Consider the following 12,490-nt stretch of genomic DNA (forward strand, 5'->3'; position numbering starts at 1 on the left):
CAGGGGCATTGGTGAATTCAAGAACGACAGTTGCCGCTCTGCTGATCACCTTGTCCGTATCAGCCTGCGCCAGCAGCAAAAAGCTTGATACATTTGATCTTTCCAGTGCCTCGCCGTCCGTTACTTCACCGCGAAAGCAGGGGCGTCAAATCCTGATTGCCGCGCCGTCTGCACTCAAGGCGCTCGATGGCGAAAACGTTGTCGTTCGCTCGGGTCCCAATTCGATTTCGTTCCTCAAAGGGGCGCAATGGGCCGACCGGCTGCCGAATATCGTGCAGTCACGCCTGATTCAGGCCTTCGAAAGCACACGCCGCCTTGGCGGCGTGGGCCGTCCAGGCGATGGCCTTGCCATCGACTATCAGGTGATCAGCGAGATTCGCACCTTCGACATCGATGCTTCGGCGGGAGAGACCGCGGTTGTCGAGCTCGCCATAAAGATTCTCAATGACAAGAATGGAACCGTGCGCTCTTCGCGCGTCTTCCGCTCGACATCGCCGGTCAGCGGGCCAGGCAATGAATCGTATATCGCCGCTCTCGATCGCGCGTTCGACAGTGCCACAAGCGATATAGTGGCCTGGACACTGTCGGTTATTTAGCCGCTCAGGCAGCCTTGCTCAGGTCACCGGCGTCGGGGCCGGAAGCAAAGGGCAGCTCTTCGTCCGCCCATCCGGTGATTCCGCCGATCATGATTTTCACGGGACGGCCAAGTCTGGCGAGTTTCAGCGCGGCCTGATCGGCTCCATTGCAATGAGGGCCGGCACAGTAGGCGATGAACAGCGTGCCGTCTGGCCATTCTGCCGTACGTTCGGCCGATATTTCGCGGTGCGGCAAATGGATCGCGCCAGGAATGTGGCGGCGTTCGTATGCAGCCACTGTCCCGACAACATGGAGAAGCACGAAATCCTGGTTGCCTGTCATCAATGCCGATGCGACATCGGCACAATCGGTCTCTACTGAAAGCCGGCGGGAAAAATGTTCGATGGCGATCTTGGCCGGGGCGGCGGGAACATCGGTTACGTAGCTCATTTTGTTCTCCTTTGTGGATGGCCTATCAATAGGACAGCCATGGAAGGTCTGGTAGTTGGCGAGATTGCCATATATCGTCAAGATCATGTCAAACTCATCCGTTGCTTCCCGCCTTGAAAACCCGCTCGTCGTTGCTGTTGCCTATGATGGGCTCTGCACGTTCGAATTTGGCGTCGTCGTCGAAATGTTCGGACTGCCCAGGCCCGAGATGGGCGATGACTGGTACAAATTCGCAGTCGCCAGCATTGAAATGGGCGAACTGCGTGCCACGGGTGGTGTGCGCATCATCGCCGATGGTGGCCTCGATCTCTTCGACCATGCGGGAACGATCATCATGCCGGGCTGGCGCGGCGTCGAACACTCCGTGCCTGAATCGCTGGTGCAGGCGTTGAGACGGGCGCATGACAACGGCGCCCGCATTCTTTCCATCTGTTCCGGTGTCTTCGTTCTGGCCGCGGCGGGCCTTCTGTCGGGGCGCAGGGCAACCACCCATTGGCGCTATGCGGACCTGCTGACAGAGCGCTATCCGGACATCGAATTTGCCCCGAATGTACTCTATGTGGACGAGGGCAACATTCTGACCTCAGCGGGAAGTGCGGCCGGAATCGATCTTTGCCTGCATCTCATTCGCCGGGATTTCGGTACAGAAGCGGCGAACAAGGTAGCACGGCGTCTCGTGGTTGCCCCGCACCGCGATGGGGGACAGGCGCAATTCGTCGAACGGGCTGTGCCAGCGCAGCATGAGGGTGCGCGATTCTCCCCGCTGCTCGAACGCATGCGTAAAGAACTGCACCACGGCTATTCCATCGCGGCCTTGGCAAAGGCCGCCGGCATGAGCCCGCGTACTTTCCTTCGCCGGTTTCAGGCCGCGACAGGTTTGACGCCAGCGAAATGGCTGTTGTCGGAGCGTTTGGCAAAAGCACGGGAGATGCTCGAGAGCTCATCCATATCTGTCGAAAAGATCGCTAAATCCACCGGGTTTGGTACCGCAGCGACATTGCGGCACCATTTTCGCCAGGAACTGGCCACGACGCCGACTGCTTACCGCGAGATGTTCGGTCAGGAACAGGAATTGTTGTAGTGGCTGAAATGTTTTCGCTTCGTCTGACAAAAAAACGCGGCTCAAGGCCGCGTTTTTTCTTGTCTGGACCAAGATGTTACCGCAGGCGATTACTCGCATGCGCCAGCATCGTGTAGACCTTGCCAGTGTCTGACGTCAGATAGTTCTGCGTCATGACATTGTCGCGGTCGTTGCGGCTCACGTCTTCGAGAAGACGTTCGAAATCATCCATGTAACGATCCACAGCGCGGCGGAATTCGCTGTCCGCCGTGTACTTGCGCTTGATCTCGTCGAATGTCTGCTGACCCTTGAGCGTATAGAGGCGGCGCGTGAACACGTTGCGCTCGCCGGCACGGTAACGTTGCCAGAGTTCGACCGATGCCTCGTGATCGATCGCACGGGTAATGTCGATCGACAGCGAGTTCAGCGATTCGACCACCTGGCCCGGGGAACGGGCACCGGTCTCAGGCGATTTCGCCTTGGGATCCGACTGGGCCTCGTCGCTGGAAGCGCGGCGCAGCAGGTCCGAGACCCAGCCATTGCCGGCCGGACGCTGAGCCTGTGCCGCGGTGCCACGGACATCGATGCTGCCGCGCATTGCCGGTGCGGCAGGCGCTTGAGCTGTTGTGGCCCTCGGTGCTGTCGCCGGTTCGCTACGCTGCGGCTGCGCCGCAACGGCGGCTGTGCGAGCCGGAGCAGCTGCGCGGGCGGCGCGAGCTTCGCCAACGTCCGTGAGACGGCCGGATTTCTGAACGATTTCCGACAGTTCCTTCAAAGCGTTGATCTGTTCGGAAACAGCCTTGCGCATTTGTGCGGTCGACTGTTTTGCTTCTTCCGGCATGTCCATAACGCCGCGCTGCAATTCGGAACGGGTTTCCTCGAGTTCCGCGCGAATGGCGGCGGATGAGCGACGGATTTCGTCCGTTGCAGTGGCGAACTTCTGCGATGCCTGTTCGACAACCTCCGAGATAGAATTGCGGATCTGTTCGGTCGTCTGTGACGCACGGCCTTCGGCTCGATCGAATGCCGAGGATACCAGCGATTCGAACGAACGCATGGTCTTCTCGATGCCCTCCGATTTTGCCACCAGTCCGGCTGCCAGATTTTGCAGCGCTTCCTGGCGTTCGTCGAAGGTCGATGCGAGGTTCGACTGCGATGCGTTGATCAGTTCCGATGCCGAGTTCAGCATGCGGCCATGTTCATCGAAGCGCTTGGCGATGGCGGCAATGTCCGTCAGCGTCGAACCCGACAGCTCTGACAGCTTGCCGAGATTACCGTCGATGAGACGCGTCGATGTCTCGAAAGACTCCGCAGCCTTGGTGGCATTTTCGGCAAATGCGGTCGTCGTGTCGAGAAGACGCCCGTCGATGTCGCCGAGGTTCTTGGTCGCCATATCGATCAGTTCACCGAGCTTCGCATTGGAGGCGGAGAGGCGGTCGATGAGATTGCTGACGTCGTCGGTGAGGCCAGCCTTAGCCGCCTGGACAGCAGTGATCGTCTCGGCCGTGCGGCTGGCGATCGCGTTGATCAGAGCCGCATTTTCGACACGCAGACGTTCCGTTGCGGCCGTTGTCGCTTCGACGAGCTGTGAAGCCAGCGTGCGGCCATTGTCTGCGAGGCTGTCGACCAGCGGCTGTGCGGTATTGTCAAGGATGCCGATGATTTCCTGCGAACGGGCAGCAAGGACTTCGTTGAGTTCGCGGGTGCTCTCGGCAAGCTTGGATGCGGTAGAATCCGTCGCGGCGGAGAAGCGGGCCTCGAGCGCTTCCAGATTGGCTGCGGCTTCGCGGGCGCGCTCACCAAGACGCTGTTCGGTTTGCGCCAGGCTCTCATTCATGCGCTGGCTGAACGCCTCGCCATGACCGTCCAGCGCTTCACCGGCCTTCTGTGCCTCACCCGTGAGCGAAGAGGCGGCCTCGGTGATCTTGTCGCGCAAGGTGCGTGCAACGACGGAAGCGCTCTGCTCCAGCGACTTGCGCACATTGTCCACGCCCATCGCGAGCGCGTCCTGCATGGTCGTCGTGCGCTCGTCGATGGTTCCACCGTGGCTTTCGAACGCCTTTGCCAGCACTTCGGCGCTGTCCTGCAGCACAGCCTGAAGCGCAACTGTGCGGTCGCTGATCGCGCTGGCTTGATTGTCCAGCGTCTGGCCGATGGCGGCATTGCCCTGTTCCATGGCAGCCCGGATGCCGGCGATACGGTCATCAAGCACGCTTGCATGCGCATTCAATGTATCACCGATACGGGTGTCGCTATCCGACAGGGTTGCCCGGATCGCCGCGGCCCGCTCTTCGAGAGCGCCGATATGCGAAGCGAGCGTGTCGCCGATCTGGCTGTTGCTGGTGTCGAGCACCGAGCGAATACCCGATGTGCGCTCTTCAATATCGTGGGCATGCTGAGCGAGGGTCTCGCCAATGCGTGCGTGGGTATTCTCGAGTGCCGACTGGATGCCGGCAGTCCGCTCATCGAGCGAAGACGCATGGGTCGCAAGCGTCTGGCTGATGCGCGCATCGCTGTTGACCAAGGCCTGCTCGATACCCGCGGTGCGATCCTCGATAGAGCTGGCATGAGAAGCCAGAACGTCGCTGATGCGTGCGTCGCTGTCGATGAGTGCCTGGCCGATCCCTGCAGTGCGTTCTTCGATTGCGCTGGCGTGAGTGGCCAGAACATCACCGATACGCGCATCGCTGCTGGTAAGTGCGGACTCGATGCGGTTCGTCCGATCGTCCACGGAATCAATGAATCCACCGAGCGTGTCATCGATACGCGCGCCGCTGTTAAGCAGTGTCGATTGAATCTCCGCGTTGCGGGCGTCGATGGCCTGCGTATGGGCCGAAAGGGTCTCGCCGAGCTTGATATCGCTGCTCGACAATGCCTGCTGGATTTCCTGATTGCGCTCGTCAAGGCTCTTGGCGTGCTGATCCAGGGTCTGGGCGATCTTGGAATGCGTATCGACGAATGCAGCGCGCATTCCGGATGTGCGATCGTCAATGATCTTGGCATGGGCATCAAGCGTCTGACCGATGCGGGAGTCGTTCGTCTGGATCGCCGCCTCGATGCTGGAACTGCGCAGGTCGATTGTGCGTGCATGTTCGTCGAGCGTTGCGCGAATCTTGGCATCAGTATCCGAGAAGGCGGCGTGCATGCCAGAGGTACGGTCTTCGATCGCTTTTGCGTGTTGTTCAAGCGCCGAGCCGATGCGGGCATCATTGTCGTCGAGGGCCGTACGCAGCCCGGCAGCGCGATCTTCGAGGGAGACAGTGTGGCCCTCGACAATCTGGCCGATGGCGGCGGTGCTGCTTTCGAGAATGGTTTTGAGATTTGCGGTGTGATCGCCAATCTGACCGGCCTGTTCGAGAATGAGCGAGGCGGCGCGATCCGTTTCACTCGACAGCGTGGCTGCCAGTGCCTCACGGCTTTCAACCAGTCTGTCCGCAAAGGCTGCCGCATTGGTGGACAGCAGGCTGCCAACCGATTCCGACAGGCTCGACAGATCGTTGCCGATCTTGGCTTTGGTCTCGTCGACGATCCCGTCGATCGAGGCGCGGCCATCGGTGAAGGTCTTGGCGATATCGCGGGTGCGCTCGATCAGCTGTTCGTTGATCTGGCGTGCACGGGCTTCAAGCGCCGAGTTGAGACGCTCTGTGCTTGTGTCCAGCGACTGCGCGCGTGTCTCGAACTCGGCAAGCAGCGAACGCCCGCGTTCGTTGATCGTCGTATCGAGGCCGGCAAGACGTGTGTCGAATTCGCCGACAAGGGTCTGGGTTGCGTCGCCGAGCAGCGAGAGCATGCTGTTGGTGCGGCCATCGAGTGTGTCGGCCAGTTTCAGCGTTACGGCGTCGGTCTGTTCGGACAGGGCAGCAATGCGCATTTCCAGAAGATTTGCAAAGGCTTCGCCGGAAGTGCTGATCTTATGTGAAATGTCGTCGGAGCGCGTAACGATCGATTCGGAAATTGCCTGGCCGCTCTGGGTCAGGCGGTCGATGAGGGTCTCGCCCGACTGGCTGATCGACATCGTCAGGTTCGTCGAAGCACTGGAAAGGTTTTCGCGCAACGCATCACCGGCTTGCGACAGTTCATCCTTCAACTGTTCATGCGCACTCGATATCGAGGCGCGAACACGTTCGGCGTGGCCAATGACAGACTCGCGTTCACCGCCGAGCCGGTCGACCAGCGTCCGGATACGATACTCATTGTCCGTATAGACGCGTTCGAGCTGATTGACTTCGGTCTGGACAAGGGTTTCGAGTTCAACGGCGCGGGCGAGCGTGCGCTCGACACCCTCGCTCATCGCCGCAACTTCGCGGCGCACGGCTTGTCCCAGCGAGGCAACACGGTCCGAAGACAGCATTTCCGGTTCGGACAGACGCATGGCGGCTTCAGCCATGGAGCGCGCGGCATATTGCATTTCCTGAGCGCGGCGTACCATCAGGGCGAAAGCCCAGAACAGCATGATCGGCACAATGATGGCCGCGGCCAGTCCGATTGCATAAGGCGCTGCGGCGAAGTCCGACAATGAGCGGATCGACCATAGCGAGGACCCGTAAAGTGCGTTGCCGAGGACAAGCACGCCGGCGGCCCAGAGGACGCTTATGATTGCGGTAACGAGACTATAGGATCTTGGTGCCTGCACCGGGGCCGATGGACGCGAGGCTGATTTCGTCTGCAGCAGATCATCGTTTGCCGGCTTGAATGTCTGCGCCGGTATGGCCGGAGCCTTGGGTGGCGCGGGCGGTGCGGCGGGGATCGGATTTGCAGCCTTGATCTGAGGTTTTGGCGCGGGCAGGGGAACGGCAGCCGCCGCCGCAAGGGGCGCCTTGATTTCAGCCGCTTTCACAGGTTCCGGCTCTGAAGGAGCATTGTGCTTTTCGGCTGCGAGCTCCTGTGCTGCCTGTGAAATCTGGGCTTCCAGATCGTTCAAGGACAAAAGATCGTCATCGATTGGGGACAAATCCATGTCCATCCCAAGCGTCGACTCGTCGAAATCAATTTCGAGAGCCTTTTCAAGAGCTTCCCCGAGTTCTTCTTCGGTCTTCGCTGCTTTGCTTTTAGGAGCTGTGGCCATGTTTACCTCACAATATTGGGCGGTGACCACATGTGGAGCTCACCGCGCCATACTCATTACGCCGCTACTGTATCGTACTGGCACATGGCTTGGAAAGAAACAATGGATTCGGGAAATGCTTAAAAGTTTAAACACAAGGTTAATTTTTGCGCGTGACCCAAAAAATCGCTTGTTTGATTTTTTGACGCCCGCTGCGTCCTTGGTGAGGCCCAGGAACCAGCGGCACAGTATGATCGAATGAAATTTCACAGGAAAATCAAAATTTACCGAACGTTCACCATAAGTGCCTGTTTTTACACCGCGACTGCCACGTTTTAACCTTGAATCATCGGCATTTGAATAAACTCGTTAGTTCATTTGTAAATGCGTTGAGGAGAGTAAAAATGGCACAGCAAGCATCGATGGCCTTCGCGCTGCCGGGAGGCGAAAAATCGAAGCCATCGCGAAAGCGCCCCATCGATCTCGTTCATCTCACACGCGAGACCTTTGGCAACAGAGCCCTCGAAATCGAAATTCTCAGCCTCTTCTCGCGTCAGACATGCGGTATCGTTGACCGGCTCGCTCAGGCCAATCCGGACGAGCGCGTCCGTCTCGCCAGATCGTTGAAGGGATCGGCCCGGGCTATCGGCGCTTTCGGTGTCGCAGAGCTGGCGGAGGCGATCGAGCAGGCGCCATCCGATTCCCGAAAGGTCAAGGACCTGCGCCCGGTCGTTGACGATGTCCGTGATTATATAGCGGCAATTACCCGGTAACGTTCCTGGCCAGCAAGCTCGCCGCTTTCCGGGGAAGGGTGGAACCGTCATCGTAAGGCTGCGTCAGGGAGTACAATTGACTTCCCTGTCCGAATCCCTATGTCAGCGGTAACTTTCCTGCTTGGGGCATTTTTTATGGCAAAGATCACGTTTGTCACTTTCGATGGCGCGCGAATTGAGGCGAACGCCGAAAACGGCTCGACCGTGATGGAAAACGCCATCCGCAATGCGGTCCCGGGTATCGATGCGGAGTGCGGCGGCGCTTGCGCCTGCGCCACATGCCATGTCTATGTCGATGAAGATTGGACTTCCACGACGGGGGAGCCCGAAGCCATGGAAGAGGACATGCTGGATTTCGCCTACGATGTTCGCCCTAACTCCCGCTTGTCCTGCCAGATTCGGGTTTCAGACGATCTGGATGGTTTGGTTGTGCATGTGCCGGAACGCCAGGCCTGATTGGACGGCTGTTTTTTTCTCATCCACCGATTAGAATAACTGCCATGCCCGCCGTTTTGGTGTCACGGCAAAGCGCATTCTCTTGACCTCGACGAATGCAGTCGTTACGCGCTGTGCAGCCCGTGCGTATCCAGACCAGAAAGGCGCTGACGCACCAGCCATAATCCCTTTCAATCTGCACGGCATGCAGAAGGTCCTGGTGTGAGGAATTTACGATGAGCGAGATTATCAAGACTGATGTTGTGATCATTGGCGCCGGGCCGGTTGGCCTGTTCGCTGTCTTTGAACTTGGCCTCTATGATCTCAAATGCCATCTCATCGATATTCTTGACCGCCCGGGCGGCCAATGCGCCGAACTCTATCCGGAAAAGCCGATCTATGACATTCCGGCATGGCCGATCATCAGCGGGCACGATTTGACCGAGAAGCTGATGGAGCAGATCAAGCCGTTTGCACCGCAGTTCCATTTCAACCGCATGGTGACCAAGCTCGAGCGCCAGGCCGACGGCTCGTTCCATGTCGAAACTGACGAGGCGGAAGTCTTCGAGGCCAAGGTTGTCGTGATCGCCGCTGGCGGTGGCTCGTTCCAGCCGAAACGTCCTCCGGTTCCGGGCATCGAGGCCTATGAAGGCAAGAGCGTGTTCTATTCGGTGCGCCGCATGGAGGAATTCCGCGATCAGGACATCCTGATCGTCGGTGGCGGCGATTCCGCGCTCGACTGGGCGCTGAACCTGCAGCCAATCGCGCGCAGCCTCACCGTCGTGCATCGCCGTGCCGAATTCCGCGCTGCGCCCGATAGCGTCAAGAAGATGTTCGAGCTGGTCGATAGCGGCAGTGTCCGATTCGAACTCGGCCAGGTTTCCGGTCTCAAGGGTGAGGGCGGCCAGCTTACCCATGCAACGATCAAGGGCAGCGAAGGTGAAGTCCACATTCCCGTCACGCGTATGCTGCCCTTCTTCGGCTTGACGATGAAACTTGGACCCATTGCCGATTGGGGTCTCAATCTCAACGAAAATCTCATTCCAGTGAATGTCGAGACCTTCGAAACGTCGGAACCGGGTATCTTCGCCATCGGCGACATCAACTGGTACCCCGGCAAGCTGAAACTTATCCTCTCCGGCTTCCACGAAGCCGCGTTGATGACTCAAGCGGCTAAACACATCGTAAGCCCGAACGAGCGGATCGTATTCCAGTACACCACGTCATCAACCAGCCTGCAGAAGAAGCTGGGCGTCAATTAAAGACCCATTGTGGAAATGGGTCGATGAACCATCTGGCGCGGTTCGAGAACCGGAAGCGCAGAAAATCGCATGAGATGTCCATCAGGATGCATCAAGGATTTTTGCCGAATTCGCGAATAATCCGGTAGGTAAGAAGCCGCCCAAAACGATCTTCGAAATTTTTTGCCTCGACGCGGTCGAACTGGACTTGAGCGAGGTCGTGCTGCAGCATCAGTTTGACCGTCAGGGCATCGATATCGGCCTTCAAGGTGGGGCAATCGCTGCGCCAGGGGAGCGCCTTGAGCCGGCGCTCCATATCCCCGGCTGCAGTACGGGCAATGGAGATATGACTTTCCTCGTGCCGCTTGATATCTGACGACAGCGTGTCCCATACCATGGCGAGGTCCGGCTTGGCTGTCCGGCGCTGCTTCCACCGCGGCAGATATACCTGCGCATGGACCGTGATGCTGGCTTCGACGACACGGCAGCTGCTGCCATCCGAACCGTACTTGATCCGGTTGGTGAGACGCATCCTCGTCATGCCGGGATGGCGTTGCCCCGTCTTTTGCAACAACGGTCCGCGTCGGTACAATTCGCGGTCGAGATCTGCGGCGGTGCGGCCATTCAAGGAAAAATATTCGTATTTTCGCAAGACTGTTGCCGCGTCGGCGGCCGGCGCGGCCAAGAAAAGCGCCATACCGAGTGACACAGCTTTGGCTAGAGTATGCATGTAGATTTCCCTTCTCAGCCAAGTCTGCCTGATCCTGACCCTATCGTCAAAAACATTGCTGATGAATTGACGTTACGCTCGTTCTGATCAAAAACAGGACAAGGATTTGTGAAGTTCAAGGAGCGCGCCGATGCAACGGGAATGGAAACTGGCACATGGCCGGTCTCTGACTTTGGGGAACGAAGCGCTCATCATGGGAGTCCTGAATGTCACGCCTGACTCCTTTTCCGATGGCGGCGTTCACTATTCGTTGAGTCACGCGCTGGACGGCGCGCGCAAGATGATCGCCGAGGGCGCATCCATCATTGATGTCGGCGGCGAGTCGACGCGCCCTGGTGCGACGCGCGTTGAGCCGGCCGTCGAGCAATCCCGCGTGCTGCCGGTGATCGAAGCGCTGGTGAAAGAGACGGATATTATAATATCCGTCGATACCTATCGCGAAGAGACCGCTCGCCTCGCCGTTGCCGCCGGTGCTCACATTGTAAACGACGTCTGGGGCGTTCAGCGCGAGCCGGCTATTGCCGATCTCGCCGTCGAAACCGGTGCTGGCCTTGTCATTATGCATACTGGACGCGAGCGGGAGCGTGATCCGGATGTCATTGCCGATCAGTTCGCGTTCCTCAACCGGTCGCTCGAAATTGCCAAGGTCGCTGGTGTCTCACGCGACCAGATTGTGCTCGATCCGGGGTTCGGATTTGCCAAGGACACAGCGGAAAACATCGCCCTGATGGACCGCTTCTCTGAACTTTTGGCCTTCGGCTATCCGTTCCTCGTTGGCACTTCGCGCAAACGCTTCCTCGGCGCAACGTCGGGCGGAGAGGCCGAGCAGCGCGATGTCGCGACCTCCGCCTCGTCGGCGATCTTGAGGCTCGGGGGTGCGGACATTTTCCGCGTGCATGATGTTGCGATGAACCGGAGCGCTCTGGCACTGGCGGACGCCATGCTGAACGCGCGCCGCCGGCGAAGTTGAGCATGCCGATGCGCAAGGCCTGGCTGGGGCTTGGTGGCAATATCGGCGATCCGGTGGCGTCCATGGGACAAGCCCTGCGCGCATTGGACAGCCGAAATGATACGAACGTCCGTGCGGTATCTCCCGTTTACAAGACCCCGCCATGGGGCAAGACCGATCAGGCCTGGTTTCACAATGCCTGTGCCGAAGTTGAGACCGCGCTTGAACCGGAGGCATTGCTTGCCAGCTGCCTCGATATCGAAGCGCGCATGAAGCGCCAGCGCCTCGAGCGCTGGGGTCCGCGCATCATCGACATCGATGTCCTTGCCTGTGAAGGCATGGACAAGTTTGAAAGCCCGACACTGACACTGCCGCACCCGCGCATGACCGAACGTGCCTTCGTGCTGGTCCCGCTCGCCGATATCGCACCGGAATTAATGGTAAGCGGCAGGCCGGTCGCCGCATGGCGCGAGCTATGCGATAAGACCGGCATGACAAAAGCCAGCAGCGACGGGGGCTGGTGGCGTCAGACAGATTAATGGAAAAAAGGCCCGGTAACGTTGCACTGCGGACCATTTATGCTCAGTTTTTGGCGATGCTGCCGACCGCCGTCTGGTCAACGCGCTTCAAGGACATGCCGACAACCGGAATGAGTTGATCTTCCAGCCGCACGGAAATGGTGACGTTCATCGTGTTGTCGCTGGTGAACTTCGCCTGCATGGCGCCATTGAGTTGCTTGCGGCTGATTGACAGGACCACCTTGTCGCCGGAGACATTTCCGCCGGTGATGTCGAGGCCCTTGCCAGCCGAGCCATCGAGGAAACTGCCCTTGTAGCTATTGCCTGCCCGGACGATCGTTGCCCGCATCGGCTGATTGAAGATGCCAACGCGGCAGCTGCCATCGAGCGTCATGCCGGCTTTCTCTCCGGGTGTCGTGCCATCAAGGGTGCAGGTGAACTTGGTGCCTTTGTATTTGCCGGCAACAATCTCGCCCGGCCCCACCCATTGGCCTTCAACGGTCTGGAAAAACTCGGCATCCTTATCCTTGGCTTGCGCCGGCAACGCCAGAAGCGCGCAGGCGAACAGGGACAGGGTAGCGGCTGCTGCGCTTCTTTTCATCGACAAGACTCAACACAAATCATTGGAATGGCACTGGTCCGATCATCGTCCGGAATGGTTAACGGATAGTTGTCATCCACAGAAAACTTGGCTTGACGGAAATTGCAACCCCA

The 12,490-nt window shown here is 58.8% G+C and carries 11 protein-coding genes; 7 read left to right on the top strand and 4 right to left on the bottom strand.

Annotated features, from left to right (window positions below):
• Positions 1 to 11 precede the first annotated feature (11 nt).
• Positions 12 to 596, top strand: coding sequence for an ABC-type transport auxiliary lipoprotein family protein (locus CU103_RS05620; protein WP_425350567.1), 585 nt, complete (start codon positions 12 to 14; stop codon positions 594 to 596).
• 4 nt (positions 597 to 600) lie between these two features.
• Here the strand turns inward: CU103_RS05620 and CU103_RS05625 are convergent, their stop codons facing one another.
• The gene (locus tag CU103_RS05625) at positions 601 to 1,026 is read right to left on the bottom strand and encodes a rhodanese-like domain-containing protein (protein WP_106662948.1); all 426 of its coding nucleotides are present in this window, start codon (positions 1,024 to 1,026) and stop codon (positions 601 to 603) included.
• Between the two features lie 85 nt (positions 1,027 to 1,111).
• Here CU103_RS05625 and ftrA point away from each other — a divergent pair, with 85 nt between their 5' ends.
• Positions 1,112 to 2,107 (top strand): transcriptional regulator FtrA, encoded by a 996-nt coding sequence (ftrA, locus tag CU103_RS05630; protein ID WP_106663314.1) that lies wholly within the window; start codon positions 1,112 to 1,114, stop codon positions 2,105 to 2,107.
• Between the two features lie 76 nt (positions 2,108 to 2,183).
• Here ftrA and CU103_RS05635 read toward each other — a convergent pair whose 3' ends face one another.
• On the bottom strand, positions 2,184 to 7,151 hold the full coding sequence (locus CU103_RS05635) for an apolipoprotein A-IV repeat region-like domain-containing protein (protein WP_106662949.1): 4,968 nt from the start codon (positions 7,149 to 7,151) through the stop codon (positions 2,184 to 2,186).
• Between the two features lie 383 nt (positions 7,152 to 7,534).
• On the opposite strand from CU103_RS05635, the gene CU103_RS05640 reads away from it, so the two are divergent.
• The 3 genes from CU103_RS05640 (at position 7,535) to CU103_RS05650 (ending at position 9,600) form a co-directional block, all read left to right on the top strand.
• Complete coding sequence (locus CU103_RS05640; RefSeq protein ID WP_106662950.1) at positions 7,535 to 7,903, top strand: Hpt domain-containing protein; 369 nt, start codon at positions 7,535 to 7,537, stop codon at positions 7,901 to 7,903.
• 135 nt (positions 7,904 to 8,038) lie between these two features.
• A complete protein-coding gene (locus CU103_RS05645; protein ID WP_106663315.1) occupies positions 8,039 to 8,359 on the top strand; it encodes a 2Fe-2S iron-sulfur cluster-binding protein in 321 nt (106 codons plus the stop codon).
• A 215-nt stretch (positions 8,360 to 8,574) separates the two neighbouring features.
• Positions 8,575 to 9,600: an NAD(P)/FAD-dependent oxidoreductase gene (locus CU103_RS05650; protein WP_106662951.1), complete on the top strand. Its 1,026-nt coding sequence runs from the start codon at positions 8,575 to 8,577 to the stop codon at positions 9,598 to 9,600.
• A gap of 91 nt (positions 9,601 to 9,691) precedes the next feature.
• On the opposite strand, the gene CU103_RS05655 is transcribed toward CU103_RS05650, so the two are convergent.
• Positions 9,692 to 10,309: a DUF922 domain-containing Zn-dependent protease gene (locus CU103_RS05655; RefSeq protein WP_106662952.1), complete on the bottom strand. Its 618-nt coding sequence runs from the start codon at positions 10,307 to 10,309 to the stop codon at positions 9,692 to 9,694.
• 130 nt (positions 10,310 to 10,439) lie between these two features.
• Here CU103_RS05655 and folP point away from each other — a divergent pair, with 130 nt between their 5' ends.
• Together folP and folK are read left to right on the top strand one after the other, a co-directional pair.
• On the top strand, positions 10,440 to 11,279 hold the full coding sequence (gene folP / locus CU103_RS05660; RefSeq protein WP_106662953.1) for a dihydropteroate synthase: 840 nt from the start codon (positions 10,440 to 10,442) through the stop codon (positions 11,277 to 11,279).
• Positions 11,276 to 11,797, top strand: a complete 522-nt coding sequence (folK, locus tag CU103_RS05665) for a 2-amino-4-hydroxy-6-hydroxymethyldihydropteridine diphosphokinase (RefSeq protein WP_210203712.1) — start codon at positions 11,276 to 11,278, stop codon at positions 11,795 to 11,797. The genes folP and folK overlap by 4 nt, the downstream gene beginning before the upstream one ends.
• Positions 11,798 to 11,840: 43 nt before the next feature.
• Here the strand turns inward: folK and CU103_RS05670 are convergent, their stop codons facing one another.
• Positions 11,841 to 12,377 carry a hypothetical protein gene (locus CU103_RS05670; protein ID WP_106662955.1) on the bottom strand — a complete coding sequence of 179 codons (537 nt, stop codon included), beginning with the start codon at positions 12,375 to 12,377 and terminating at the stop codon, positions 11,841 to 11,843.
• Between the last annotated feature and the right edge of the window lie 113 nt (positions 12,378 to 12,490).

This window comes from Phyllobacterium sophorae, from assembly GCF_003010965.1.
GTDB classification, from domain to species: domain Bacteria; phylum Pseudomonadota; class Alphaproteobacteria; order Rhizobiales; family Rhizobiaceae; genus Phyllobacterium; species Phyllobacterium sophorae.